Genomic DNA, 26,301 nt, shown 5'->3' on the forward strand with positions numbered 1-26,301 from the left:
CTGCTCGCACATTCAGCTTCTTCGGTTCGGTTCGAATGGACAACCTCTTGAAATCTCACAGGTGCCCCACCTTCGGCGCGCGTTCTTTGCGCGTCTAAGGTGGGCATCGGGCGAAGCCCGACTGCTCCTGCCCATGCATGTCCAGCCCTAAACGTCGGTCGAAATGACAGATTTGAGGGTGAGTCTTGTAAAGACACTATGGAGCATATCTGCGTTTACGCTTCCTTCGCCACACACGCCTTGAAGTAATCCAGCGACTTGGCCAGCCCCTCGCGCAACGGTACCTTGGGCTCCCATCCCAGCAGGGTCCTCGCCTTGGTGATATCCGGTTTGCGCTGCTTCGGATCGTCCTGCGGCAACGGCTGGAACACGATCTCGCTCTGCGAACCGATCAGTGCCTGCACTTCCTTGGCACACTCCAGTATCGTCCACTCCACCGGATTGCCGATGTTGGTCGGCAGATGTTCCTCCGACTTCGCCAGCCGCACAATACCGTCGATGAGGTCCGAGCAATAGCAGAAGCTGCGCGTCTGCGATCCGTCCCCATAGATCGTTAACGCCTCGCCACGCAGTGCCTGCATCATCAGGTTAGAGATGACGCGGCCATCGTTCGCCTGCAGGCGGGGCCCGTAGGTATTGAAGATACGCACCATGTGGGTGTTCACGCCGTGGTAACGGTGATAGGCCGCGACCGCAGCCTCGGAGAAGCGCTTGGCTTCGTCATATACCGAACGTGGCCCAATGGGGTTCACGTTGCCCCAATAGGTCTCTACCTGAGGATGCACCTCGGGGTCGCCATAGCACTCCGAGGTCGACGCCTGCAGATAGCCGGCCCCATACTTCTTTGCGATCTCCAGCGTATTCAGCGTGCCGGCCGAACCAACTAGCAGTGTTTCGATGCCCAAACGCATGTAGTCTACCGGGCTGGCCGGCGAGGCGAAGTTGAACACAAAATCCACGCGTCCCAGGTCGAACGGCTGGCAGATGTCCTGCTCTTCAAAACGGAACCGGGCCTCACCCGCAAGATGCGCCAGATTCGCCAGGTTGCCGGTACACAGGTTGTCGACACCCAGTACGTCGTTTCCTTCAGCCAGCAGCGCATCGCACAGGTGGGAGCCGAGAAAACCCGCAGCTCCGGTTACAAGAATCGTCTGAGACGCCATCCAGCCTTGCCCTCTTTCCTTCCAATACTTTTGTGGCCACTAGGGGCGCGGAGGTTGTCAGTTCTCGGGTCGCATTCAACTGACACCTGAGAACTGACACCTGACAACCCTTTCATGCGCCTGGGATCTTAAGCCAGTACTGCCGTTTGGTCGCGTACATGGGTAGCCGCGGGCCGGCCAATGCTCATGTAGGTAAAGCCATGCTCGAGCATCACATTCGGGTCATAGAGGTTACGCCCGTCAATCACAATCGGATAGCGTAACGTCGCATTAAGCTTGCGCAGGTCGAGCTTGGCGAACTCCGGCCAATCCGTCAGAATCAGCAGGGCGTCTGCATCTATAGCGGCATCTTCGACGCTCGACGCATAACGCATCTGCGCGCTCGCCGGAATCTCAGTCTCCGCCCGTTTCATCGCCGCAGGATCGTAGGCCGCCACTGAACAGCCCTCGGCCAGTAACATCTCCACCAGATCGATCGCAGGCGACTCACGAATGTCATCGGTCTCACCCTTGAAGGCGAGCCCAAGCACCGCGAGTTTCTTGCCACGCAGCGTCCAGAGGGCCGAACGCACCTTGCTCAGGAAGCGCTTCTTCTGATTGGCGTTGATCTTCTCAACTTCGCTCAACATGTTGAAATCCACACCCATCTGTTCCGCTACAGAACGGAAGGCGGCCACATCCTTGGGAAAACACGATCCGCCATACCCGATGCCTGGACGCAGAAACTTCGGCCCAATACGGCTGTCGAGCCCAATGCCGCGTGCCACCTGTTCCACATCCGCATCGGCCGCTTCGCAGAGGTTCGACACCGCGTTGATGAACGAGATCTTCACCGCCAGGAAAGCATTTGAAGCGTGCTTAATAATCTCCGCGCTCTTCGTCGAGGTCTGCAAAAGTGGCGGTGGTGCCGCAACCGTGCAGGAACCCGCAATCGCATCGCGGTTCTTGTAGTAGTCGCCTCCGGTCAGCGGTGCATAGATGTCGTTCAGCAAAGCGGCAGCACGCTCACTGTCGGCGCCGACAACGATGCGGTCAGGATGCAGGAAGTCGGCCACGGCCGTGCCTTCGCGCAAAAATTCAGGGTTCGAGACGACATCGAACATCTCGCGATTGACCCCATTGCGCTCGATGACACGCCGGATCCACTCATTCGTATAGACCGGGACCGTGCTCTTTTCCACAATCACCTTGTAGCTGGTAATGTGGCGGGCTATCTCGCTGGCCACCGCCTCGACGTACGACAAATCAGCGTCGCCGCTATCGGATTGCGGGGTTCCTACGGCGATAAAGATCGCCGCGCACTCATTGGTAGCCTCCGCCAGGTCGGTCGTGAAGCGTACCCTCGTGTTGCGATAACGCTCCAGAAGTTCAGGTAGATGGTTTTCGTGGATCAGGGTATCGCCGCCTTGCAGGGCGGCGACCTTGCGTTCGTCGTTATCGACGCAGATCACCTCGTGGCCCATCTCCGCAAAGCACATGGCCGCAACGAGGCCAACATAACCGGAACCGACAACTGCTATTTGAATTGGATTGCTCATAGATAAATATTCACGCTGGTAGAAAGAATCGAATGAAATCTCATGCTTTGAGTATTGTAGTGCCCCCAGCCATTCACCACTTGCGATAAACCGCAAACCTGCGGAGAATGATGGCAACACAAACCCCTGTTCGCGTAGACTGAAGTCGATGATTCCTTCGAGACTAGAGAACCCCCCCGCTGAACCGGACAGTCGCGTCGCGTCTGCGTCTTCGGGAACGGCTGCAGCGGACAATAGTCTGTCCGAAGCGTTAATGACTATCCGCAAGCGCAAGTACATCGTTCTTGCGATCTCGTTGCTGGGCGTTATCTTCGGGTTTTATAAGGGTGTCACCCAGCCACGTCTCTTTGATGCCTATGGCGATATCGAGATCCGCAGCGGTTCTTCCGACCAGTACCGTGTCACCGGTGGGCTTGGAGCCGCAGGAAGCAGTAGCCGCCTTCCCACGGAAGTTGCCATTCTCAAAAGCGATACCCTTCTTCTGCAGGTTGCACGAGATCTGGACCTGCCCAACAATCAGGATTTTCTCGGGATGCAGCAGCGTCCGCCCCATGTGAATATCGATGATCCGAATATTCGTCAGGGCACGCTCAACCACATGCAGGGCATCATTACGGTCAGCAATGTTCCCAGGACCGACCTCATCCGCATCGATTGCAGTACCTTCAATGCAAAGCTGTCTGCTGACATCGTCAATAAACTCAGAGACGAGTACATCAAGCGCAGCTTTGATTCGCGTGTTCTCTCGACACAGCGCGCATCAGGCTGGCTTAGCAACCAGCTGGACAATCTGAAACATCAGGTGGAAAGTTCACAGAACAGCGTGATCGACCTGCAGAGGCGTCTCGGTGTTCTCTCCCTCGACCCCACCCACAATCAGCTCTCTTCCAGTCTGGATGAGCTAACTACCGCAGCTGGTGCGGCCCAGATCGCCCGGATTCTCGCCGAATCGCGCTATCGCGTGCTTACAGGCATGGACCGTAACGCGTTGGATCAAACGGTTGCCAATGCGAACAACGCCGCCGCGTCATCAATCTCGACCTTGCGCGCACAGCGCGAGACGGCCGCAGCCAGCTACGCTAAATTGACCGCACCGCTCGGTCTTGGCCCCAACCACCCCGACGCGCAGGCCCTTCGAGCCCAGATCGTCGACTTGGACAGGGCGATCAAGCAGGAGCAGGATAGGGTCATCGCCCAGGCCCACGGGACGTTCATCGACGCGCAAGTCAACGAGCAACAAACCAGGGAAGCGCTGGAGACCGAAAAAGACGAGGTCTATAAGCTGCGCGATGATCTCGTCCAGTACACGCTATTACAGCGCGAGTTCGAATCCAACCGGACCCTCTATGAAGGGCTTATGGAGAAGCTCCAGACAGCCAGCGTCCAGGCTGGCCTGGACGCCACCGAGATCGACACCGTCGATGAGGCTGTCCCTCCCGCACAGCCCACACTCAAGTCACGCTCTTCTATCTTGATGATCGATACGATCGTCGCCCTGGTCATTGGAATCATCGTCGCTTTCATTCTGGAAAACCTGGATACCAGCCTGCACAGCGTCGCCGAAATCGAGGCTGTCTCCGGGCTGCATTCGCTGGCGTTGATTCCCAGAGCACGCCGCACCGGAATCGACACATCAAATCTCAGCGTCATCCAGCGAAACCTGACAACCCTCTCCAGTCCGAAGTCGCAGTTCACGGAGGCTTTCCGCGCTCTACGTACGTCTCTACTGCTCTCCACCGCAGGCAAGCTGCCCAAGGTCATGCTCCTCACCAGTGCAACACCTTCGGAAGGCAAAACCACTGTTTCGACCAATCTTGCCTGTGTCTTCGCACAGCGTGACGTTCGCGTCCTTCTGATCGATGCTGACTTGCGGCGTCCAACCGTACATCATCGTCTCGGACTCAACGGCAAGATCGGCCTCACTTCCGTGCTCACCGGCAGCCATACCCTCGAACAGGCCGTTCAACGCGTCCCCGAGATACCGACGCTCGACATTCTGGTCAGCGGTCCGGTTCCTCCCTTCCCGACGGAAATGCTCAGTTCGGACACCATGGCAGAGTTGATAGAGAAATGCCGCGGCATCTATACCCACATCCTGATCGACTCGCCGCCGCTGCTCTCGGTCACCGACGGAATCATCCTGGCTCGCGACGCCGATGCGGTAGTCCTGATCGTGCGGCACGGCAAGTCCAATAAGCACACCATTCGTCGCGCTCGCGATCTCCTGTTGCGTGCCGGCATCCATATCACCGGCATCGCGCTCAATGCCATCGATCTCAACTCGCCTGAGTATTACGGCTACTACGGGTACTCTGGGTATTCCGGTTATGGCTATGGCTCGGCAGGCGTCGATGCTGCCGGTTGGGAATCGCAGTCCGGCAACCCCACCGGGAAAGGACAGAAGTAATGAATTTTTCGTCTCTTCTCCGTTGCGGCTTGGCAGCTCTGATCTGTGCGCTCACGATCCCGGCTTCTGCGCAGTTCAACGGTCCCGGCATCCTTTCAGGAGCCGACATCAACAAACCGGCTCAGCTAACTACCGACCAGGCGTTGCTCTTCCCGCCCAGGCATGATTTGCTGCTCAGTCCCGGCGATCTGCTCGATATTCATATCTTTGGACAACTGGACTACAACCCGAAGGTCCGCATCGGGCATGATGGCAACGTTGCGCTTCCGTTGGCAGGAGTCGTCTCTCTGGATGGTCTGACCGTCAACGCCGCAGAAGAGCTAGTTGCCCGCAGGCTTCAAGATGCGGGCATGTACAACAGTCCTCAGGTGACGATAGACGTCACGGAGGGACCAAACGCCGTTGTTACCATCGTGGGGGAGACGCACGGCGTCGTTCCAATTGCAGGATCGCGACGGCTGCTCGACGTGCTGGCTGTAGCCGGAGGCCTTCCGCCGACGGCCAGCCACGTCATCACCATCAATCGGCCAGGCCTGACGGACCCGCTTGTCATTGATCTCGGCACAGACCCGGCCCACAGCGGTTTAGCCAATGTTCCTGTCTTTGCAGGAGACACCATCATTGTCTCGCGTGTAGGGGTCGTTTACGTCATCGGGGCCTTCAGGACCCCCGGATCGATTCCGCTGGTGCAGAACACTCCGCTCACCCTGTTGGAGGCGACGGCTCTAAGTGGCGGTGTCGCCTTTCAAGGCAAATATAACGATCTGCGCATCATCCGTACCGTTGGCAATGAGCGCACGGTCGCCAAGCTCGATATGAAGAAGGTGCTCTACGGCAAGGCGCCCGATCCCATACTCCAACCCAACGACATCATCTTCTTACCCGATAGCACTCTTAAAGCCTCCATAAACAATGGCAGCCTTGGCACTTTGCTCGGAGTTGTTGGCCTGGTGATCTCCATCGCCTATCGATAGAGAAGTTTCACAGTGGTGGTGAAACTTCTCTCATCTGGAGGTTCCGAGCTATGACACAGGTTTCTGGTTTATCTGAAGGCTCTTCAGCCTCGGGCAAGGTACGCCTCGCCTATCTGGTGAGCCACCCGATCCAGTATCAGGCTCCTTTGCTGCGCCGCATCGCGCAGGAGCCGGATATTGATCTGACAGTCTTGTTCGGTTCCGACTTCTCCCTGCGCGGCTACAAAGACGAGGGATTTGGGGTTGAGGTCGAGTGGGACATACCGCTGCTCGAAGGCTACCGCTCTGAGTTTCTTCCGAAACTGCGCGACACAGGGAAGGTCTCGCCCACCAGCCCCGTCAGCCGAGGCATCTACAATCGGCTCCGCACCCCCAATGGTGCTCCTGCCTTCGACGCCCTCTGGGTCCATGGCTATGCCAGTCTCAATGCCCTGCAAGCGATTCTTGCAGCCAATGCTCTAGGAATTCCCGTTCTGCTGCGCGCAGAGTCATGGCTCGCCGACCGCAGCCGCAGCCCACTCAAATTAGCCATAAAATCATTTATTTTCAATGATTTACGGCACTTTATTGCAGCAACACTTCCTATCGGCACGGCCAACGCTCGTTATTGGCGGCACTACTTCGGCCACGAAATGCCACAGTTCCTGATGCCTTACGCCGTGGACAATCTCTTCTTCGCCCGGCGCGCCGAGGACGCAGCCGCCAGCGAGCAACAACTCCGTTTAGAACTCGGCCTTGAACCCGGCCATCCGGTCATTCTTTTCGCCTCGAAGTTACAGCAGCGCAAACATTGCGACCATCTCATTGAGGCCTACTACTCGCTCCTTCGGGATCATGACACCAGCGGCTATAAACCTTATCTCGTCATCGTAGGCAGTGGCGAAGAACGGGCAAACCTTGAAGCCCGCTGCCTCGATCTCGGTCTGGCAAATGTCCGCTTTGCTGGCTTCCAAAACCAATCTGCGCTTCCCCGCTACTTCCAGCTTGCCGATGTCTTTGTTCTGCCTTCGCGCCACGAACCTTGGGGGCTGATTGTAAACGAGGCGATGGCAGCTGGATGTCCGGTCATCGTCTCAAGCGACGTCGGCTCCGGTCCCGATCTTGTAACCGACGGCGTCGAAGGTTATATCTATCCTGTCGGCAACGTAGCAGCCCTCACCACAGCCCTCAGTCGTGTCCTGAACAGTCCCGAAGCAGCCTCAACAATGGGCGAGGCCACACGGCGACGCATCGCAGCCTGGAGCTTCGAAGAAGACATTCAGGGCCTGCGCCAGGCTCTCGCTTACACCACACGCAAATTACGCGCTTGATTCGGATCTTCCGCCCACACTGATATTCTTTCCTCTTCGAGGTTTCTTTCAGAAGCATGCGCATCCTGCATATCATCGACAGCATCAGCCCGGAGGCTGGAGGCACTACCGAGGCGGTTCGTATGCTCATTCGTTGGGCTCCTTCCGGCTACTCCAACGAACTAGCAACGCTCGATGATCCTTCATCCCCTTATCTCGACGCGCTTCCATTCCCTGTTCATGCATTTGGCACCGGCGGTTGGTATTCCTCCAGACTCACCAACTGGCTCAAAGCCAACCGAGAGCGGTTTGATGGCGTTATGGTTCACGGTCTCTGGAAGTACAACGGTCTCGCCGCTCTACGCGCCTTTGCCGGAACCAAACCCTACGTTCTCTTCCCGCATGGCATGCTGGACCCTTACTTCAAAAGGGCGTTTCCAGCAAAACATCTAAAGAAATCGGCATACTGGCTATTCATTGAATCGTGGGTACTACGCGGCGCCTTTCGCGTACTGTTTACCACAGCAGCCGAGCGTGATCTCGCGCGCCACACCTTCTGGCCTTCCCAGTGGGAGCCAATGGTGGTTGCGCTCGGAGCGGAACCACCACCGCACGACCCAGCTGTCTCTATGCCCGCGTTCTTTAGCCTCTGTCCCCAGGTTGAAGGCCGTCGCTTCCTGCTCTTTCTCGGACGTATTGATCGGAAAAAGGGCTGCGATCTGCTCATTAATGCCTTTACCTCACTCCGAGACAGTGATCCCGATTTACATCTCGTCATGGCTGGCCCAGATGCCTCTGGATGGGGCGTTGAACTTCAAGCCGCAGCCGAGCGTGGCGGCGTTGCATCCCGCATACACTGGCCTGGGATGCTGGAAGGCGAAGCCAAGTGGGGAGCGTTTGAGGCTTGCGAGGCATTCATTCTTCCATCGCATCAGGAAAACTTCGGCATAGCCGTCGTGGAGGCCCTCGCTTGCGGTCGTCCAGTGCTCATCTCAAACCAGGTCAACATAGCCCCCGATGTCGTCGCCGATGGCTGTGCCCTGGTAGAGTCTGACACGCTTGAGGGGACCCAGAACCTGCTAGCCCGCTGGCTCACGCTTTCTCCGTCCGAACGAGAAACGATGAGCGTACAAGCTCGTCGCTCCTTCGCTTCACGTTACGATATGCGTCGCAACGCTGAAACCATCTTCCGGGTCTTCGAGTTGTCTCCGAAACCCCTTCCGAAGCCCAAGACCCTTGCGGAGGCTCGCTGATCATGCCCCGCATCGCCGCATACCGCGCCTCCGAAAACATCTCCTCCGAAAAACATAGCGATGCCTATACCCGACCTTCGTTCTCTGTGGGCAATCGTGCTCGGCGACTCGTGTGGAACATTTGCTGGCTTCTGCTCTATCGCCCTTCGCCGCGACCGCTGCACGGCTGGCGAAGCTTCCTGCTGCGTCTCTTTGGCGCGACGATGGGAGCTGATTGTCACTTCTATCCCGGATCGAGGATCTGGGCGCCGTGGAATCTCATCTGCGCCGACCACGTTGCCGCAGGAGATGGCGTCGAGATATACAACCCCTCGCCGATGACCTTCGCTACACACGTTATCCTTTCACAGGACTGCTACCTCTGCGGTGCTACACACGACTACGACGACCCCGATTTCCCCTTGATCTCCTATCGCATGACATTCGGTCAATACTCCTGGATCTGCGCGCACGCATCTGTTGGGCCTGGAGTAAACGTTGGCGAAGGCGCCGTTTTGGGGCTCGCCTCGGTAGCCACGCGCGATCTTGAGCCTTGGACAGTCTACGGCGGCCATCCTGCAGTGCCCGTACGCGAGCGCAAGCGTCATCCTGCGGCAGTGCCGTCGGCTGTAACATCCGAAGGAGCAGGCGTTTGATCTCCGTGCTGATTCTCACGCGCAACGAGGAGCAGGACTTGCCTGGCTGCCTCGACTCCGTCTCCTGGTGCGACGACATTCATATCCTCGACTCCGAGAGCACCGACCGCACGGTGCAGATTGCGAAAGAGCGCGGAGTGACCGTCACGACACGACGATTTGACGGCTGGCCCAGCCAGCGCAACGCTGCAATGCAACTTCCTTTCAAATACAAATGGGTCTTTATCCTCGACGCCGATGAGCGAGCTACACCCGAGCTGTCGACTGAGATGCAGCACATCGTAAGCCGCACACCAGAGGCTGTGACTGGATACAGTATTAGAAAACGCGACTTTCTTTGGGGCAAATGGCTCAGACACGCACAACTAACCCCGTTCTATATCAGGCTGGTGCGTGTCGGGCACGTGCAGTATAGACGGGATGTGAACGAAGTCACCGAGATCAACGGAGAGGTCGGCAGATTGACCGGGATGTTCGACCATCTGGCTTTCTCAAAAGGCGTCGCCCACTGGATCACGAAGCATAATGAGTATTCGAGCATTGAAGCCCGTCTGCTCGCCGAAGGCAACGCCGTACGCGATGCCTCCTTGAAGCAAGCGCTCTTTGCTCAAAACTTTCATGAGCGTCGGGTCGCCCAGAAAGCTATCTTCTACAAGATGCCGGGCCGCCCGCTCATCAAATGGTTTTACATGATGTTTATCCGTGGCGCGGTTCTCGACGGTCACGCTGGCATCATGTATGCCGCACTACAGAGCTTTTATGAGTTTTTGATCGAATTCAAATATCGCGAGATTCTCCGCATTCGCGCAGGCAAGTCTTTATGAGCTAAACCTAGCCGCCCTGCCGTTTACGAGCTTCGTACAACTTCGCATCGATCAGGAATCGAAACCAGAAGGTCTGAAGCGTGTAAAAAATAAGACCTTCCATGCCGTCTAGAAAACCAGCACGCACGATGTAGCGATAGAAAAAGAGCCCAATCGGGCGCAAAAAGTACGGCGCTCCGTTATAGAGGCCACGTAGATAGCGTTTTTTCTCTAAAACAGTTCCAGTCGCCTTTCCCTGTATCCGACCCTCGCTCTCGCCGCGAAGCAGTTCCCGTACTTCTGCATCAGCCCACCTATTGTGCCGTGCCGTCCATTCGGTCAGTGGCATGCGCAGATCGTCGATCATCACATTCCGTAACTGCGCCGTAGCACCTTTGCACAGAAAGTGCTGGTCGTACTCTCGCATTTCACAGCGTCCTGCTCCGTTCCGGAACAGCCGCATATGCCAAGTTGGAGACATTCCCCCATGCCGCAATATGCGGTTCATAAACTGCAGAAGTCTAGGAAGATAAAAACCACTCACTTCAGGCTCCGCTGGCAGAGCGGCGATTTCATCACGTAACTCGGGTGTCAACCGTTCGTCAGCATCCAAATGAAATTGCCAGCTATAGAGAATCGGGGCATTGTCTATAGCCCAATTACGCTGATCGCCATAGTTTTTAAAGGAGTGATGCAACACCCTCGCACCTGCCTGCTCGGCCAGCGCCACAGTGTTATCTGTGCTACCTGAATCAACAACAATAACGTCGTCGCTCAAGCCATCCAAACTTGCGAGGGTAGCAGGCAGCGAATCGGCAGAGTTGAAAGCCAACAGAATGATAGAGGGCTTCAAACGTTTGCGCTCCTAGAACATTAGAGCAGTTCTCCTGTTCCTATACCCCTGAGAAGTTCAACGAATGCCATTTTTCCTGAAGAAAAATCAGCGTGCCGATCATAACCCTTGGGATGTATCTACAGGAGAACCGCTCTAGCCACGCAATTTAGCCAGCAGATCTGTCGGATGCACCGGCTTGGCGAGTATCTCGAACTCGTGCCCCTGCGAACGCGCTCGCTCCAGCAGGTCAGCCGTGGCGGCCTGCCCGGAGAACAGCAGTATCTTGCACTTAGGCAGCTTCTCTCTCATCTGGATAGCGGCTTCGATGCCAGTCATACCTGTCATGATGACATCGCTGATCAGCATGTCCGGCTGAAACTCGTCGATCGCCTCGATCGCCTTTTCGCCGCTATACACAGCGCGCGCATCAAAACCCGACTGGTTGAGAATGATGGCCAGGGTATTGGCAATCACCTGCTCATCGTCGGCGACGAGAACACGCGGCTTTACGGTATTGCTTGTTTTCTCTGGCATGAAGAGGTTTTCCTATTTCTTCCTTACTTTGGGCCTTAGGCCAACCCAGCGCCGTCCGGAGCGCTCAGAACACAAACCCATCATACGATGCCCGTTCATTCGTGCAAACTCCGGCTTTTCCACTCCGGCAAGTTACCGAACATGAAACATCCCCCACACGGCGCAGGATGATACCCTTGTCCAGCAATGATTGATGTGCACCATCACCTTCTACCGGGCCTCGATGACGGTTCACCTGACCTCGCGACCTCAGTTTCCATGTCGCGAATGGCGGCAGGTGACGGGATTACACACGTCGTCTGCACCCCCCACGCTAGTGGCCGCTATACGTTCAACCCAGAGATTGTGGCCTCGAAGCTCGCCGAGCTGCGAGCCGCGCTCGCCGCAGAATCCATCGCCCTCACATTGGGCGCTGGGTGCGATTTCCACCTTAGCTACGACAATATCCAGGATGCGCTCATCCATCCCACGAAATACACCGTCAACGGCAAGAACTACCTGATGGTCGAGCTGCCCGACTTCGGCATTTCACCCAGCTTGAGTGAAACTTTCTACGAACTCCAACTCGCCGGAATCACCTCTGTACTCACTCATCCGGAGCGTAATCCGACCCTACAGAAAAATCCCGAGCGTCTCGCAGAGTGGATGCGAAACGGTATGCTTACGCAGGTCACGACGAGTTCCGTGCTGGGGAGAATGGGCAAAGAGGCCGAACGCATGGCACACAAGTTGCTTGCCAACCGATGGGTCCACTTTCTCGCCACAGACGCGCATAACCTCACCTCCCGCCCCCCAAAGATGCGCGAGGCTTTCGACGCAGTCGCAAAACGATACGGGGCCGACTATGCCCGGCGTCTCTGTGTGGATAATCCGCTGGCCGTCTTCGAAGGACGTCATTTAGGAGATCAGGACGAGCCTTTGAACCTATTCGACGATCGTGGTGAGGGGCGGGAAAAAAGCTGGTGGAAACGTCTTTTTGATCGCTAACTGTTGCTGCGTCTCTAAAGCCCCAGCCCACCATCTACAGCCAGTAGCTGCCCTGTGATGAAGCTTGGGCAGGTTGCAAAAAACAGCACCGCAGCAGCGACGTCTTCCGGCCTCCCATTGCGTTGCATTGGCGTTTTGTGAGCGAAGTGTTCATAGGCTGCATCAACTTTCCCGGTCACGATCATTCCCGGCGCCACGCAGTTCACACTAATCTCCGGTGCCCAGGCCTTCGCCATCGTATGCGAAAGCATGTGGAGCGCCGCTTTCGACGTGCAATAGTGTGCGTGCGTGGCCCAAGGATGAATTCCCCCCAGCGAACCGATATTGACGATCCGGCCCTGTGCGGCCTTCAACGCCGCATGTGCGGCTTTAGCAACCAGAAAAGGGCCACGGGTGTTGGTTTCAAACATGGCGTCCCACTGCTCGACTGAGATGTTTTCAAGCGCAATCGTCTCGAATGCACCTGCATTGTTCACCAACAGGTCAAGACCCCCAAAACGCTCAACGACCTGGGCGACAGCGCTTATAACGCTATCTTCATCGCGCACGTCGCATGCGACCGCAAACGCCTTAACGCCAAGTTCCTGGAGATCTGCGATGGTCTGTTCGGCCTCATCCGCAGAACCGCGGTAGGTAATCGCTGCATCCGCTCCAGCGGCTGCAAGGGCCAGAGCAAGAGCACGACCAATCCTCTTCGCGCCACCAGTTATAAGTGCTCGTCTGCCTGCAAGCGGCGCCGCGATACCGCTCACTGAGGCGATCCCGTTTGGGGTGTTGCGGGTGCCGAGGGTGGGTTGGCCGGCGGCGCAGCGGGTGGCACATGCTCCTGAACTCCAGGTTGTCTCTGCGCGGGCTTGCCATCGTTATCCGTGTAATCCGATACCTGAGCGCGCGGCCTCACCATCTTAACGAGGATGTTCTTGTCGTCGGCCGTTGTATCGAACTCCTGCGCCTGAGTCGCAAAGCCGGTTGCTATGATCTGCACCGTCACGTGACTGCCTACCTCAATAAGATCCATCGTGGCGCGGCCTTCGGGGTCAGTTTTGACCTCAAGATTGCCGTTGTCCTTGCCGTCCTTGGACGAGCGGAAGACAACCGCCGCATTGACGAGGGGCTTGCCGTTGAATCCCTTTTCGACCGTTACAACGATATGGGCGATCAGTGGTGGTGCCTTGTACTTGCGACCGTGCTGAGAATCCTGCCCGTGAAGAACAGCCGGTAAAAGCGTAAGCAACCCCAGGCTGGCGAACGTTCTGGCCCGAAGGCGGAGAGAAGCAAACATCATTGGGGAATTTTATCGCGGAAGGCGAAGACTTGGCATAGAGGCATCAGGAAATGTGGCAAAACGTGGCTGGATTGGTGTTTTGGCTGGGATTGTCTCGAGACTCCGCGGAACCGCTGCCCTGCTTTTCTAGATTTGCACGAGATGTGCGTGACTTCCACTCATATTTATCGTCCTGTAATTGACTATGAGGTGCGATTGGCTTACATTAGCAGTCGGCAGTCGAGAGTGCCAAAAGACCAAATGCTTGGCGGTCCAACTCTCTCGAAACAGTAATAAGGAGATTCAAGAATATGGCAGCTACTTCGTTTACGCCGTTGCATGACCGCATCCTGGTTCGCCGTCTGGAAGAGGGCGAAACCCTTCGCGGCGGCATCATCATCCCCGATTCGGCCAAGGAAAAGCCCCAGCAGGGCGAGGTTATTTCGGTGGGTAAGGGTAAGTCCAACGATGAGGGCAAGGTTTTCCCGCTCGACGTCAAGGCTGGCGACACCGTCCTCTTCGGCAAGTACTCCGGCACCGAGATCAAGCTCGATGGCGAAGAGTTCCTCATCATGCGCGAGGAAGAAATCCTCGGCATCCTCAAGAAGTAGTCCTGCGCGGACGGCGAGACGCGGCTGCGCCGCATTCGAAGCGCGTCCCGCGCAAGTGAAGAAATAGACAACTGAGACTTTAGGAGTAAAGAAATGGCAAAGCAGATTCTGCATGGAGAAGATTCGCGTCAGGCGATCCTGCGTGGTGTTAACACGCTCGCCAACGCGGTAAAGGTGACGCTCGGTCCCAAGGGCCGCAACGTCGTCATTGAGAAGAAGTTCGGTTCCCCCACCATCACCAAGGATGGCGTTACGGTTGCCAAGGAGATCGAGCTCTCCGATCCGATCGAGAACGTCGGCGCACAGCTGGTGAAGGAAGTTGCCTCGAAGACCTCGGACATCGCCGGCGACGGTACCACCACCGCGACCGTTCTGGCTCAGGCTATCTTCCGCGAGGGCGTCAAGACCGTTGCAGCCGGCGCGAACCCCGCTGCGCTCAAGCGCGGCATCGACAAGGCCGTTGAGGCCATCATCGGCAAGCGCGATGAGCATGGCGTAGTAACCGGCGGAGCTCTCTCGGAGCTCTCGAAGCCAGTTACCGGCGACATGATCGCTCAGGTTGGTACGATCTCGGCCAACTCGGACGAGCAGATCGGCACCATCATTGCCGCAGCGATGAAGAAGGTCGGCAAGGACGGCGTCATCACCGTTGAAGAGTCACGCACGATGGAGACGCAGCTCGATGTGGTCGAAGGCATGCAGTTCGATCGCGGCTACCTCTCGCCTTACTTCGTCACCGATGCAGAGCGTATGGAAGTCTCGCTCGAGAACCCCTACATCCTCATCTATGAGAAGAAGATCTCCACGATGAAGGACCTGCTGCCCCTGTTGGAGCAAATCGCCCGCACCGCCAAGCCGCTGCTCATCATCGCAGAGGACGTGGACGGCGAAGCGCTCGCGACCCTGGTGGTCAACAAGCTGCGCGGCACGTTGAATGTTGCTGCCGTCAAGGCTCCCGGCTTCGGCGACCGCCGCAAGGCCATGCTCGAGGACATCGCTGTCCTCACGGGCGGCAAGGCGATCACGGAAGACCTCGGCATCAAGCTCGAGGGCGTCAAGATCGAAGACCTCGGCACTGCCAAGCGCATCACCATCGACAAGGACAACACCACCATCGTCGACGGCGGCGGTGAGGATGCCAAGATCGAAGGCCGCGTGAAGGAGATTCGCGCTCAGGTCGAGAAGACCACCTCCGACTACGACCGCGAGAAGCTCCAGGAGCGCCTTGCCAAGCTGGTTGGCGGCGTTGCCGTCATCAAGGTCGGTGCAGCTACCGAGACCGAGATGAAGGAAAAGAAGGCCCGTGTCGAAGACGCGATGCATGCAACCCGTGCAGCCGTCGAAGAAGGCATTGTCCCGGGCGGCGGCGTAGCGCTGATCCGCACCACCAAGGCAGTCGATGCGTTGATCAAGACGCTCGAGGGCGACGAGAAGATCGGTGCGGCCATCATTCGTCGCGCGATCGAAGAGCCGCTGCGCACGATCGTCTCGAACGCAGGCGAAGAGGGCGCAGTCGTTATCGGCAAGATCCACGAATCGAAGGACCCGAACTTCGGCTACAACGCCGGAACCGGCGTCTACGAGGACCTGGTCAAGGCCGGCGTCATCGACCCGACCAAGGTCACACGCACTGCCCTGCAGAACGCGGCGTCGATCTCCGGCCTGCTTCTCACGACCGAGGCGATCATCGCTGAGATTCCTGAGAAGAAGGAAGCGGCAGGCGGCGGTCACAACCACGGCGGCGGCGGTATGGACGGCATGTACTAAGCCTCAGCTAACCAAGAAACAACAGCAAGGCCCCGGAGAGATCCGGGGCCTTGCTACTTAATTTTTTGCCTCGGCTTACCGCACGAGGCGATTGGTAGATGGTTTGCTGGCGCAGATAAATGTGTATTGAGTGACACAGAATTATCAATTCATCTCGAATTTCTTTTGGATCTCTAGAGCACACGTTATGTCAGCGCTTTACCTAATAGGTATGCTGTCACCAATTTGCCCATAGCCCATTCCAACACCCACGGGGCGCAAGCGTATGCGCTTAGCATCTGGAACTCCGAGCATCCTTGATGCAGCGTGGCAGATTCAGTAAGGGGTAATTCTATTTTGGGACTGCTATAGGGGCAGATTTAGCGCCTTCTAGGTTATATTGATTGATCGTAGAGACTGCATAATGAACACTACCCTGGGGCGGGGTCTTATCAATGAAGATTCCACCCCTGACTTGTGCGATTGGAATCGCCGACTCCTGCGTGATCCGGTACACCTTGTAGCTGAGAGTCGGATCTAGGGTGTTGGTGTTCCAGGTGATCAATACGCCAGACTGTGAGGGTTGCGCGGAAACGTGTCCAGGCGGAAAGGGCGGAATCTTCTTAAATTCTGCAACTGAAATGTCAGGTTTGCCGTTCTCTTTCTGCGCTGGCTGTTGTCCGTCCAGCGCAGAATATGGCTGCACACTTCCACCTGCGCAGGAAGCGAGAGCTAATATCGCGAGAAGCGAAATTGACGCCAATCGAGCCACAGGCAAGTCACCGACCTTTATTTTACAATAACGGGCTGGGAAGGGTCAGTTTGTAAGAGCACTGTCGGTAGCGGTCTCAGAACCTGGGGCGTCCCTTCATTCGTGAGCCCCATTGCTCTAAACTTTGAAAAAACCTCGGGCGAAGATTTTTGGATCCGAGAAAGTTCAGCCTTATGTGTGATCATGTCGAGATGCTGGAACCCGACCTCAGATGACGGTTTGACAATCAACATTGTTTGATTTTGGTACGAATAGGGCGCATAGACCGCACTAACTAAATAGGATGCTCCTCCAGCTGCGGGCTTAGTATCGACAAATAATGGCTTGCCTGTTCTTCCGATCACCGTTGTCTGCGAATCTCCAACCGCCTTACGCGAAACGATATACGATAAGACCTGTCCAAGTGGCTTCGGATGCCATGCGATAACGACCTCCCCATCGTTTCGCTTTGCTGAGACTCCCCCCACAGGGAATAGCTTGATGCCATTGGCGGTTGCTGGGGTTAGCTCGATCTGTCTCTTTACCTTAACTGTCGGCTGCACTCCTCCAGTGGAACTTCCTCCGAGTGCCAACTGCAGGGTCGACCAGTCGTTGCGTCCAGGGAGAGCTATAATTTCTCCGTCATTATTAATGTCAGCTGAAATGTTGTTTTTTATGACGCCGTCACACGTCCAATCTGTTGAGCTTGTAATCGATAAGATGGTTCCTATAGCACGGGTGATAGGACAGTAGAAGTTCGTACCGTAGCCGGCGAAAGAAGAATCCGAGGTCAATGCGGGACTATCTTGCAGCGCGCGCTCATCCGCATCCAGCCTGAAGCTCGAGTAGCTGTAAAAGGCGTTACCGCCCATTTGAACACCGCCCATTTGGAAAAAATAATTCATAATACTGAGATAGTTGGGCTTGTAGTTGTAATCGTCATAGCCACCATGTCGCAGTCCAAGGGCATGCCCTAGTTCGTGCATGAAAGTTCCAGCCTGCATCGCTGGAGTGCCAACTTGATTTGTAAACCCTCCAAGCGAGACGATAAAGTCTCGGCCAGGAATAGATTTCGTAAGCCCACTTGATTCATCCGGTGAGTAATTGTGTGCGAAGAGACAGAAATGCATGATCTGAGCCAGTTGCGGGCCATCGGTCCTTGTAAGATGCGGGAACACAGAGGCTTTGATTGCATCAAATTGGCTCCAATTATAGGTGTCGGGGTCATCAAAGGAACCCAGTACCGACTGCTCTGGTACTGGCTGATGAGCCAAGATCACATGGAGCCGTATACCAGTAGTCCCATCAAGATCGGCCACTGGAGAATCGGCGAAAGAGTTGATAACGGTATTAATTGCGTCGGGATCTGGCCGATGTGTGTGCGTCGAGTCTTGCATCCATGCGACAAAAACGTAAATATCCTTATGTTTCGGCGATGACGTGAGCATCTCTTTCGACCCATCGGGAAACTGTATCTCGAAGCCTGACGACTCCCAAGCGTCTGGAATACCATCCGCATCTAAGTCCGTAGAGGTTGGGTTTACACCTGAAAGATTTGTATGTCTCTTACAAGACTCCACGAGCAGCGGTATGAAAAATAAAACCATAAGTACCGTTAGGCGTTTTGATTTAAAACCCATTTGACCTCCAATGAATCGTGAGTCGGCGGCATTCTCGGTCGGTCGTTTAAATTGCATACGAGGATCTACGGGTCAGTTATCTCATCGACATGAGGAATGTATACAACTACGATTTCTTGAGGGCCTTCCCCAACGCCGTCATCGATACCTTGAGCCCAAATACTGCCTGAAGTGTGAGCTTATTACTGGTTCCACTAGTAGTGGTCGTTTGGCCATTTTGAGTATCGAACACCACGCCGCCGAATGGTTCCAACCAGTGCAAGCCAATTCCGCCACCGACCATTATGTGACGTAATACCTTCCCTTTTATTGGAAGACCAACAAAGGGCTGGGGTATATAGCGGAATGAGCTAAGAGTGGGGAGCACGGGAGGAAGGTAACCGTCAAAGAACACATACACGTTCTGTTGAGTAATGCTATTCGGAGTGATCGTGCTGCTGCTCTGCTGATAGCTCACATCTTTATAGCTTGTAATCTGGACACCTGCACTCAACCCAATCCACGATGGCTTTTCATTTGTGTAGGTTTGACTCATTAGTTGATTCGACGTCGAACCTGAAGTCTTGCTTTGGGTCTGCTTGGTATTGACGGGATCTGAGGAATTACTATTCTCGAGTGATGCCGTTATCGCGATGCTTGATGTTGACCACGGCGATTTGAATTGCGTGACAGAAAAATAGCCGGGGCTAGGAGGAAGTGCGGGCGTGACTCCCGCCTCAGGCGTTGGTATCGAAAATCCCAACACGCTGACCAGCGTTTGCAGGTCCTGCAAAAATTGCGTCTGCTGCTTTGCGACTGTGATGCTATAGCTAACATTGTGTAAGAGCACGACATCCGGACTCTTGCGGGTCGGATCTGCATATTCGCTCTGGCCCGTTGTCAAGTCTGCGTTTATGTGAACATAAATGAACTGCAGCTCGGTCTGTCCTGCGATAGCAGTTGACTTGAGCAGCTGATCAGCGGACTCGAAATAAAAAGAGGTTTTGGATGGGTTCGGATCATATAAATACCAAGTTGCAAACTTAGTACTGGTGTGCGTAGCATCCTTCCACCGCAAAATATTGATAATCGTTGTTCTTGATGGATCGGCATTGAGATTCTTCAGAAGCATGACTGCATCGACTTTTGTCAAGACACCGCTCGCATACGGCTGCGCTTTTTCAGATGGCGCTGTTCCTAGTTGGGTGCTCGACAGTTCTTGAACAGGACTGGTTACCTTGAGCACATTAGTGTTGGACTGGGCGTAGGAAGCTGTCGCGGACAAGGCAATTAGGAACGTAGCTGAGCATGCTTTCAACATTATGAAAATCTCCAGTATGTGAAGTTGCATAGGCCCGAGACAATTCCAAAATCAGGTGATTCAGAATGCCAGAGATGTTACGCGTTCATTCCGCGTCGGAAGCTTGTATCTGAGGGAGCGCGGCCAATATACAGAGAAGTGCTTCCGAGGTGTGAAGAGCATAAGGTTGAGAAAAGACCTCCGCCATCCGCTCTGAGGCGATACTGATCGCCAGCATCAATGTGATAAATGACGTAAGGGCATTCATCGTTTTCCTAGACATGGAAATGGGCCCACTTCATATTCGCCAAGTTCTATGCGGCCAAGCTATAGCCATGTTGAGGCAGGCTCGTAAGGCATATCGCCGCAGCAAGCTATTTAATGCAAGTAGATTGAACGCAGAAATACGGTAAGACGACAGCTATGTCGCAATAGCTGGGCCCGTTTAGCAGAACTCGAGACACTTCGTAAAGCGCTGGTCGGCCCGGAAACCTGTAGAAGTTTAGTGTGAGAAAGTTAGCACAAGCAGAAAAAATTACAAGTTAATAATTCGACGTGTCGCGGCTATACACGATTTAGCTAACAGATATGGTTATGGTGCTCACTTGTCCCTATGTTTGTCTGTTCAGCATTCGCTCTTGAAACACAACCTATTCACTACCTCGTCACGTTATCCGCCAGACAAGCCTTTGACCGATGGGAATTGCAATACCTATGCAAAAGTCCCTGCAGCAACCCGGAGCCTTTCTATTGACCCTGATTTTCTTTCTGTTACTCCCTTAGCTCCATGACATCCGTCCTGTGTATCTCCCGCTCTGGCAAAATATTCATGGGTGCGTCTGATTTATGTGGCTAATTATCCCTCGGAGCGGTGTCGTCGTCCTCCGACGCTTCCCTGGTGCGCCGAACTGCGTAAACGCTGCTTGTCACGGCCGTTCTTCTTGCCGTTTGGGTCTCGATCACGGCACGCATCCAGTATTCGCAGTTCTCATCAACCTCAATACCGTGGGTCAGCCTGGAGGAAGAGCTTGTCGAACTACTCCATCGCCAGTATCGGGCGGCTGACCGGGCCACCTAAGCATTACGTATAGGAGGCGGGTACGGCACCATCGCGGTTGGTCTAGATCTCATAGCATCGCCCTAGAAGTAGGCACCCCACATCTCACTCAAACACGAGATGTAAGGCGCCCACTTTTGGCCTAGTTCAGACCTAGGCCACCCGCCCAAGATCATCTCAACCAGGATTCACGTGCGGTCGGTGGACCTCCCGCAGGAGCCGGAGCATAATTGCCGCCGGAGCTGTACCAATCAATATTCCGTGTGAAGTACATTGTGGCTGCGATAGCGGCAAAGCTCGCGCAAGATCCCACTAAGAGAGCATAGTTTTCCAGGCGTAGCAGCACGTAGATGAAGGCATAGAGCAGACTGAATACCCCGAATGCCCGCAGGCCAAGCTTGCGGCTCACGAACAGCCACGCTGTGTTCATGGAAAATAGCAACACCGTTGCAGCACCGGCTATAAGGAATCCGAAGTCAAAGCCGACTATCTCCGTTAACGAGAGCAGAAGCAGATAGAAGATGGTCTGCGCAATGCCTACCAGCGCATATTGTCCGGGGTGGACGCGTTTGTCTGTTGTGACCTCAAAGAGGAAGTACGTGATGAACACCAGGCCCAGAAACAAGGTGATGTACTTGAGGGAGCGATGGATGGAGCGGTAGGAGTCAGCCATCCTCATGCCGAGCACGGTGTGCGGCGGCTGAGGCGTTCCATTGTTGTAGGTGGTCACGGCACCTCGCTGTTGGGCACGGCTATCTGCAAGTCCGTTGACGAAAAGGCCTGGGACACTCATCAGCACGGCGAGAGCAAACAGCAGGAAAAACTTCGCTCCCATCGAACTCGACTTAGGGCGTAGGGTTGGATTTGCGGGTGGCTGCGGAAAGGTGGTGCTCATCGTGTGGTGTCTCCTTTTGGGTAGTTAATAAACTTTGCAATACAAAGTTGATGGGGACAACGAGGCGACTTTGTATTGCAAAGTCGCCCCCGAAAAAAAGGTTATGCCCGCGTCGGCGTCAGTCCACGCAGCGGTTTAGAAGCAGACTCATCTTTTGCGGCTTTGGCAGCGTCGAGTACCACTTGTTCGAGGGTTTGCAGATATTCGATATATCGCTTGCGGCCCGCAGTCGAGATGCGAACCATGGTCTGGAGGCGATTCTGGTCCTGCTCCTTGAAGATCTTGATCATGCCGTCCTTTTCCAGCACCTGGAGGTGGCGCGCCAGATTGCCGTCGGTGAGGCCGCAAAGCTGCTTCAGGTCCACGAAGCTGAGGCCGTTCGGGTTGGTGATGAGTGAGGTGAGTACACTGAGCCGTGCCCGTTCATGGATCACGCGGTCAAGCCCTTCATAGGCAAAGCGCGCTTCGTTCTGCGAAGACTTACTCTTCATCGGAGACCTTCTTTGCCGTGAAGTAAAGAGTGCCGGCGATGAGCGACTGGCCTACGGCATAGGCACCGGCCATCACCCACGGCGACAGAGCGCGCGCATCGCCAAGCGCGATGCAGAGCAGGCCCGTAAGCAGGTACCACGCGCCTGCAGCCAACATCGGGCGCGGCATAAAGCGGCACGAGGAGAAGACTCCGAGGCTGTAGACAATCTGCCACAGACCGGGCAGGAGCCACACCCCCTGTGGGACCGTGGAGACGATCACTACGGTCAGCAGCGTTCCCGCAGCAGCGGCGGGGAGAAACTGCTCAACGGCCATCAAGATCATCTCATTCGCCATGCCGGAGTGCATACGATGTGTCCGCGTGAGCGTCTGGATCGCAATGAGTGCGGCTGAGAGGATCGCCGTAGCGCTCCAGATTGCGACGAATTGCAATGGGTGCCGCGCCGGCTCGGTTAGCAGCGCAGACTGCACCAAGCCGGCTACGACTGCAAAGGTAGCCGTAGCGAAGAGCGTCAGCGGACCGTAGCCACGAAACTCTGTGCTCTGCGCCAGTTGGCGGCGTATGTCGCGAATATCACCAAGGGCACGGTTCAGATCGTTCATGCGCTCTCCGCTTTGTATTACAAAGTAATACTTTGCATCGCAAAGTGTCAAGGGATGATTTGTCATACTTTGCGGATTCCCTGCTTAAGATGTCCCGATGCTGTTTTATCCCTGAACCGTCATCCGAGGACGTGACATCGAGGTCAAAACGCTTTGTGATTTTGAGGTGGATAGCAATTTCAGGATTCGGCTGTCGGCTTTACTGCGATTCGTCCAGCACTTCGATCCCCGAGACTGTGGCGTAGTTCGCAATCGGCTCGAACGTGAGGTTCAGCTTTCCTTGCGCTGTGGGCTTCAAGTGATAGAAGGTCCTGGTGAGCGCGTGGAGGCTGCCTGCCTCCTTGAATATGTCGAAATCATCCAGCAGCGTGGTGCCATTGCACAACACACGGAATACACGGCTACCCACTCCGCCGGCCCCAGTGGCCTCGGACCCAAAGTAAAATTCTGCGAAGTGAAGCACAACGGTATATCGGCCACGTGTATCGACGGGAATGGCGTAGGTGAAATGCCCGTATCGCTCGGCAGCATAGAGCCCAGGATCGGTCGATCCCTCAGCCATGTGCCTCTGAACCGACATTTTGCCATTCACGAAATAGGTGTCTGGCCTCCACAAGTTTCCATTGTGATCAGTAAAGGGCGTCAGTTCTGTCAGCAGATGGATAGGGAGTTGTTTATGCGGAGTTCCCTGCAACACCTCCAACGCGTTAAGGGTAGGCACCCCCCGTTCGCTGGCAAAACTGAGGTGAAGCATGCCGTCCCTGGCGGGAGACACATCGCGGAAGATGCGTTCGTCGGCGATATTTTCTCCCAGGGCATCCGTAACGACATCGAAGTTCTGCAATACCTTTTCCCCATTGATTGCGATCGTAAAGGTGGCAAGACCATCGCCTTCGCGCTCCGATGCAACGAAGTACAGATGCAGCTCATACACGCCAGGCGGGAGAGGAATGTCGTAAGTAAAGTCCCCCTTCCGCCATTGCCTGAAGAGTGCAGGATCACTGGTTCTCGAAATATCGCTGACGGGGCGGATCCAGGTATCCCCGCCATGGAAGTATTCGTCCGCCTTCCAGGATGTTCCAGTGCTGTCAATCTGCGGACTTCCAGAATATCCGGCAATCAGACGGATCGGCATGAAGGCCACGCTGGATGAGACGGGCTGCGGCGCTGAAGGCAGCAGAGCCGGTCTCGTACTTGCGATGATGGCTTTGGCGACCGATTCCGAATGAAATTGTCGATATGCGCCGAATGCAACCAACACCAACACAACGAACCCCAACCCATAAAGCCATCCTCGGCCCATGAATCGCAGTAGCAGCTTTCGGTTTCCAATCTGCCCAGGTTCTTCCGGCGGCCAGTCTCCTGATTCCGAAGGCTGAACGGAGGGCTCTGAGATTGTGCCCCGCACTACGCCGGTAGCGGGAGATTCTTCCGCTCTATGGACAAAGACTGGAATGTAGGTCCCGACGGGAATCGACAACTTTACGAGGTGGTTTCTACCGTCGGTTTCGTAGAATTCCTTCAGCTTTTTTCGCAGCCGGTGTATCTCGACTCGCGCGATCGCGTCCTGGCTGGCATCGAAGGCGGTTTTGGACCTTCCGATGACCTCGGTTGCGATGTTGTACTCATTGATCTCATCGCTCTTGCCTGAAAAATACATCTCTCCGAGGTAGAGCGCCAGATGGGACAGCCTTGGGTACCTGGCAATTGCCTTTGTTACTGCCTCCAGTTCAGCGTGTTCCGCGTCAAGGGGAGAAAGGGTGAGGGTTTCCGGCATGTCCTCCTGCTCCTGAATGGTACCCACGCTGACGACCGCATTTGTAGTCGTCTTTTTCAGTTCCAAATCATAGGTCACGCTTGTACGTATTTGCAACGTGGCCATTCACGTCTTCCGAATTGTTCACTTATCTAATTTGAGATCAATCACATAAATAACGTACAAAACCATGAAACATAAACGTACAAGATTAACCTTCCATTTCGCTCCTCGATAGACTTACGCTTTCGTTCTCCATCAGGAGAGCGTTCTTGCGCAGGCGAAAAACAGGCGCATTGGTTGGGCGTTCGACCGACAGATCCTGGGAAGATTGGGATCGAAGGAAGCATACCGGAGACAACACCATCCACAAACCGCAGCATAGGTTGCGTGTAACACAATAGGAGCTGAAAATTGAAAACGCAAAATCTTCTCAAGATACCGGCGATTTTCTTTGGCACCATTCTGTTGTTCTCAGGAGTAACTGCCAGGATGTCTGCGCAGACGGCCTGCGGCAACGGTACAGTTATGAACCTTGGTAACGCCGATCAATATGCGTTCAAAGGAGATGAGTGGAACTCCAGCCTGACGCAATGCATGTCAGTGACCAACTCGACAGCGCTTCCACCAGGAAACGGACCGAGTTTCACCATCACGGAAGCCAATTTCAACGATACGGGGGGCGCGCCAGCGACTTATCCGAGCTTCTGGTACGGATGCAGCTATGGCAACTGCACCCAAAATACCCAGTTACCGATTGAGATGAGTGCAATTTCGAATTATTCCATCACCAGCGGCGTCACCGTGGTCGAGCCTTCAGGCAATACGAACGACTGTGCCTACGATATCTGGTTCAATCAGACTCCTACCACGTCCGGCAATCCGAACGGCACGGAACTGATGATCTGGGTCGATCATCAAGGCCCTCCAGGGCCAATCTCTGGTGGTCCTTCGTGGCAGTTCACGAGTGGCGGCTATAGCTGGACGGCATATTCCGGCACGGGAGGCAGTGGCAATCCATCCTGGAATGTTGTTTCCTACGTGAATAACAGTTCCATTGGAGCAGGCACCACTGCCCCCTTCAATCTCAACCTGGGTCAATTCTTTGCCGATGCTGAAGGTCACGGAGAAATTGATGCCAGTTGGTATCTGATGGATATTGAATATGGATTTGAGGTCTGGGAGGGTGGCCAAGGAATTGAAGGCAACAATTTCTGGGTCAATGTGGCACCTGCCAGCAGCGGCGCTACCTTGACCACCGGCACGCCGTATAACATCGTCAACGAGAACAGCGGTTCCTGCGTGGACGACACCGCTTCGGGTACGGCGAATGGAACTGCCGTGCAGCAGTGGGCTTGCGGCGAGGGTACTTATAGCACTCAACCTAACCAGCAGTGGGAGTTCGAGAGCGGTACCGCCAGTGGCTACTATTACGTTGCCAACGTCAACGCTCCGGCTGAAACCTGGAATGTAACTGGCAACGGCACCACCAATGGCAGTCTCATCCAGACGTGGACCTATGCTGGAAATCCCAACGAGGAATGGAAAGCCGTGTCGTTGGGCAATGGCTACTATAACTTTGTAGGCCAAGGCAGCGGTCTCTGCCTGGACACTCCGAGTGCCTCCACTGCCAACGGGGTGCAACTGCAGATCTACACCTGCAATGGAACCGCAGCTCAGGCATTCAAACTCGTCACACCGTAGGCGTTCGCATGTGGTTGTGCGACGTTCCTTTCGGGCTAAAGGGGCTGGAATTGACGGACGTGAGTTCTCCGCATTCACTACAAAG

The 26,301-nt window shown here is 55.2% G+C and carries 22 protein-coding genes; 10 read left to right on the forward strand and 12 right to left on the reverse strand.

Going from position 1 to position 26,301, the window contains the following annotated elements; genetic code table 11:
• Window positions 1-215: 215 nt before the first annotated feature.
• Together GSQ91_RS18885 and GSQ91_RS18890 are read right to left on the reverse strand one after the other, a co-directional pair.
• The gene (locus GSQ91_RS18885; RefSeq protein ID WP_158823325.1) at window positions 216-1,163 is read right to left on the reverse strand and encodes a UDP-glucuronic acid decarboxylase family protein; all 948 of its coding nucleotides are present in this window, start codon (window positions 1,161-1,163) and stop codon (window positions 216-218) included.
• A 128-nt stretch (window positions 1,164-1,291) separates the two neighbouring features.
• On the reverse strand, window positions 1,292-2,701 hold the full coding sequence (locus tag GSQ91_RS18890; RefSeq protein ID WP_158823326.1) for a UDP-glucose/GDP-mannose dehydrogenase family protein: 1,410 nt from the start codon (window positions 2,699-2,701) through the stop codon (window positions 1,292-1,294).
• Between the two features lie 253 nt (window positions 2,702-2,954).
• On the opposite strand from GSQ91_RS18890, the gene GSQ91_RS18895 reads away from it, so the two are divergent.
• The 6 genes from GSQ91_RS18895 to GSQ91_RS18920 are packed head-to-tail and all read left to right on the forward strand — an operon-like array spanning window position 2,955 to window position 10,083.
• Window positions 2,955-5,108 carry a polysaccharide biosynthesis tyrosine autokinase gene (locus GSQ91_RS18895; protein ID WP_254064708.1) on the forward strand — a complete coding sequence of 718 codons (2,154 nt, stop codon included), beginning with the start codon at window positions 2,955-2,957 and terminating at the stop codon, window positions 5,106-5,108.
• Window positions 5,108-6,082 (forward strand): polysaccharide biosynthesis/export family protein, encoded by a 975-nt coding sequence (locus GSQ91_RS18900; protein ID WP_158823328.1) that lies wholly within the window; start codon window positions 5,108-5,110, stop codon window positions 6,080-6,082. Before GSQ91_RS18895 ends, GSQ91_RS18900 begins: the two co-directional genes overlap by 1 nt.
• 50 nt (window positions 6,083-6,132) lie before the next feature.
• Window positions 6,133-7,392, forward strand: a complete 1,260-nt coding sequence (locus GSQ91_RS18905; protein WP_158823329.1) for a glycosyltransferase family 4 protein — start codon at window positions 6,133-6,135, stop codon at window positions 7,390-7,392.
• 56 nt (window positions 7,393-7,448) lie between these two features.
• Complete coding sequence (locus GSQ91_RS18910; protein WP_158823330.1) at window positions 7,449-8,624, forward strand: glycosyltransferase; 1,176 nt, start codon at window positions 7,449-7,451, stop codon at window positions 8,622-8,624.
• Between the two features lie 2 nt (window positions 8,625-8,626).
• A complete protein-coding gene (locus GSQ91_RS18915) occupies window positions 8,627-9,259 on the forward strand; it encodes a putative colanic acid biosynthesis acetyltransferase (protein ID WP_158823331.1) in 633 nt (210 codons plus the stop codon).
• A 5-nt stretch (window positions 9,260-9,264) separates the two neighbouring features.
• A complete protein-coding gene (locus tag GSQ91_RS18920; RefSeq protein ID WP_254064794.1) occupies window positions 9,265-10,083 on the forward strand; it encodes a glycosyltransferase family 2 protein in 819 nt (272 codons plus the stop codon).
• A 7-nt stretch (window positions 10,084-10,090) separates the two neighbouring features.
• Here GSQ91_RS18920 and GSQ91_RS18925 read toward each other — a convergent pair whose 3' ends face one another.
• Window positions 10,091-10,915 (reverse strand): glycosyltransferase family 2 protein, encoded by an 825-nt coding sequence (locus tag GSQ91_RS18925; protein WP_158823333.1) that lies wholly within the window; start codon window positions 10,913-10,915, stop codon window positions 10,091-10,093.
• Between the two features lie 135 nt (window positions 10,916-11,050).
• Complete coding sequence (locus tag GSQ91_RS18930) at window positions 11,051-11,431, reverse strand: response regulator (RefSeq protein WP_158823334.1); 381 nt, start codon at window positions 11,429-11,431, stop codon at window positions 11,051-11,053.
• 186 nt (window positions 11,432-11,617) lie between these two features.
• Here GSQ91_RS18930 and GSQ91_RS18935 point away from each other — a divergent pair, with 186 nt between their 5' ends.
• Window positions 11,618-12,418, forward strand: coding sequence for a tyrosine-protein phosphatase (locus tag GSQ91_RS18935; protein ID WP_158823335.1), 801 nt, complete (start codon window positions 11,618-11,620; stop codon window positions 12,416-12,418).
• A 14-nt stretch (window positions 12,419-12,432) separates the two neighbouring features.
• Here GSQ91_RS18935 and GSQ91_RS18940 read toward each other — a convergent pair whose 3' ends face one another.
• Complete coding sequence (locus tag GSQ91_RS18940; RefSeq protein WP_371417136.1) at window positions 12,433-13,161, reverse strand: SDR family NAD(P)-dependent oxidoreductase; 729 nt, start codon at window positions 13,159-13,161, stop codon at window positions 12,433-12,435.
• A gap of 5 nt (window positions 13,162-13,166) precedes the next feature.
• Entirely contained in the window at window positions 13,167-13,703 is a 537-nt protein-coding gene (locus tag GSQ91_RS18945; RefSeq protein ID WP_158823337.1) for a carboxypeptidase-like regulatory domain-containing protein, read from the reverse strand.
• A gap of 290 nt (window positions 13,704-13,993) precedes the next feature.
• Between GSQ91_RS18945 and groES the strand changes: the two genes are divergently transcribed.
• Both groES and groL read left to right on the forward strand, forming a co-directional pair.
• Window positions 13,994-14,293 carry a co-chaperone GroES gene (gene groES, locus GSQ91_RS18950; RefSeq protein WP_158823338.1) on the forward strand — a complete coding sequence of 100 codons (300 nt, stop codon included), beginning with the start codon at window positions 13,994-13,996 and terminating at the stop codon, window positions 14,291-14,293.
• A 93-nt stretch (window positions 14,294-14,386) separates the two neighbouring features.
• Window positions 14,387-16,060 (forward strand): chaperonin GroEL, encoded by a 1,674-nt coding sequence (gene groL, locus GSQ91_RS18955; protein ID WP_158823339.1) that lies wholly within the window; start codon window positions 14,387-14,389, stop codon window positions 16,058-16,060.
• Between the two features lie 768 nt (window positions 16,061-16,828).
• On the opposite strand, the gene GSQ91_RS18960 is transcribed toward groL, so the two are convergent.
• The 6 genes from GSQ91_RS18960 to GSQ91_RS18985 form a co-directional block, all read right to left on the reverse strand.
• Window positions 16,829-18,430, reverse strand: coding sequence for a hypothetical protein (locus GSQ91_RS18960; protein ID WP_158823340.1), 1,602 nt, complete (start codon window positions 18,428-18,430; stop codon window positions 16,829-16,831).
• 106 nt (window positions 18,431-18,536) lie between these two features.
• Window positions 18,537-19,730 (reverse strand): hypothetical protein, encoded by a 1,194-nt coding sequence (locus GSQ91_RS18965; RefSeq protein ID WP_158823341.1) that lies wholly within the window; start codon window positions 19,728-19,730, stop codon window positions 18,537-18,539.
• Window positions 19,731-20,938: 1,208 nt separating this feature from the next.
• Window positions 20,939-21,661: an inner membrane CreD family protein gene (locus GSQ91_RS18970; protein ID WP_158823342.1), complete on the reverse strand. Its 723-nt coding sequence runs from the start codon at window positions 21,659-21,661 to the stop codon at window positions 20,939-20,941.
• Window positions 21,662-21,762: 101 nt separating this feature from the next.
• Entirely contained in the window at window positions 21,763-22,152 is a 390-nt protein-coding gene (locus GSQ91_RS18975) for a transcriptional regulator (RefSeq protein ID WP_158823343.1), read from the reverse strand.
• Window positions 22,142-22,756, reverse strand: coding sequence for a hypothetical protein (locus GSQ91_RS18980; RefSeq protein WP_158823344.1), 615 nt, complete (start codon window positions 22,754-22,756; stop codon window positions 22,142-22,144). The genes GSQ91_RS18975 and GSQ91_RS18980 overlap by 11 nt, the downstream gene beginning before the upstream one ends.
• A 199-nt stretch (window positions 22,757-22,955) precedes the next feature.
• Window positions 22,956-24,638, reverse strand: a complete 1,683-nt coding sequence (locus tag GSQ91_RS18985; RefSeq protein ID WP_254064709.1) for a malectin domain-containing carbohydrate-binding protein — start codon at window positions 24,636-24,638, stop codon at window positions 22,956-22,958.
• A gap of 288 nt (window positions 24,639-24,926) precedes the next feature.
• On the opposite strand from GSQ91_RS18985, the gene GSQ91_RS18990 reads away from it, so the two are divergent.
• The gene (locus GSQ91_RS18990; RefSeq protein ID WP_158823345.1) at window positions 24,927-26,216 is read left to right on the forward strand and encodes an RICIN domain-containing protein; all 1,290 of its coding nucleotides are present in this window, start codon (window positions 24,927-24,929) and stop codon (window positions 26,214-26,216) included.
• The last annotated feature ends 85 nt before the right edge of the window (window positions 26,217-26,301 follow it).

It is taken from the genome of Granulicella sp. S156, from assembly GCF_009766105.1.
Classification (GTDB): Bacteria; Acidobacteriota; Terriglobia; order Terriglobales; family Acidobacteriaceae; genus Granulicella.

Excerpts from the sequence above, each read along its gene's own strand:
- GSQ91_RS18885 (WP_158823325.1), bottom strand. The coding sequence starts at position 1,163 with ATGGCGTCTCAGACGATTCTTGTAACCGGAGCTGCGGGTTTTCTCGGC.
- GSQ91_RS18890 (WP_158823326.1), bottom strand. The coding sequence starts at position 2,701 with ATGAGCAATCCAATTCAAATAGCAGTTGTCGGTTCCGGTTATGTTGGC.
- GSQ91_RS18895 (WP_254064708.1), top strand. The coding sequence starts at position 2,955 with ATGACTATCCGCAAGCGCAAGTACATCGTTCTTGCGATCTCGTTGCTG.
- GSQ91_RS18900 (WP_158823328.1), top strand. The coding sequence starts at position 5,108 with ATGAATTTTTCGTCTCTTCTCCGTTGCGGCTTGGCAGCTCTGATCTGT.
- GSQ91_RS18905 (WP_158823329.1), top strand. The coding sequence starts at position 6,133 with ATGACACAGGTTTCTGGTTTATCTGAAGGCTCTTCAGCCTCGGGCAAG.
- GSQ91_RS18910 (WP_158823330.1), top strand. The coding sequence starts at position 7,449 with ATGCGCATCCTGCATATCATCGACAGCATCAGCCCGGAGGCTGGAGGC.
- GSQ91_RS18915 (WP_158823331.1), top strand. The coding sequence starts at position 8,627 with ATGCCCCGCATCGCCGCATACCGCGCCTCCGAAAACATCTCCTCCGAA.
- GSQ91_RS18930 (WP_158823334.1), bottom strand. The coding sequence starts at position 11,431 with ATGCCAGAGAAAACAAGCAATACCGTAAAGCCGCGTGTTCTCGTCGCC.
- GSQ91_RS18935 (WP_158823335.1), top strand. The coding sequence starts at position 11,618 with ATGATTGATGTGCACCATCACCTTCTACCGGGCCTCGATGACGGTTCA.
- GSQ91_RS18945 (WP_158823337.1), bottom strand. The coding sequence starts at position 13,703 with ATGATGTTTGCTTCTCTCCGCCTTCGGGCCAGAACGTTCGCCAGCCTG.
- groES (WP_158823338.1), top strand. The coding sequence starts at position 13,994 with ATGGCAGCTACTTCGTTTACGCCGTTGCATGACCGCATCCTGGTTCGC.
- groL (WP_158823339.1), top strand. The coding sequence starts at position 14,387 with ATGGCAAAGCAGATTCTGCATGGAGAAGATTCGCGTCAGGCGATCCTG.
- GSQ91_RS18960 (WP_158823340.1), bottom strand. The coding sequence starts at position 18,430 with ATGGGTTTTAAATCAAAACGCCTAACGGTACTTATGGTTTTATTTTTC.
- GSQ91_RS18965 (WP_158823341.1), bottom strand. The coding sequence starts at position 19,730 with ATGTTGAAAGCATGCTCAGCTACGTTCCTAATTGCCTTGTCCGCGACA.
- GSQ91_RS18970 (WP_158823342.1), bottom strand. The coding sequence starts at position 21,661 with ATGAGCACCACCTTTCCGCAGCCACCCGCAAATCCAACCCTACGCCCT.
- GSQ91_RS18975 (WP_158823343.1), bottom strand. The coding sequence starts at position 22,152 with ATGAAGAGTAAGTCTTCGCAGAACGAAGCGCGCTTTGCCTATGAAGGG.
- GSQ91_RS18980 (WP_158823344.1), bottom strand. The coding sequence starts at position 22,756 with ATGAACGATCTGAACCGTGCCCTTGGTGATATTCGCGACATACGCCGC.
- GSQ91_RS18985 (WP_254064709.1), bottom strand. The coding sequence starts at position 24,638 with ATGGCCACGTTGCAAATACGTACAAGCGTGACCTATGATTTGGAACTG.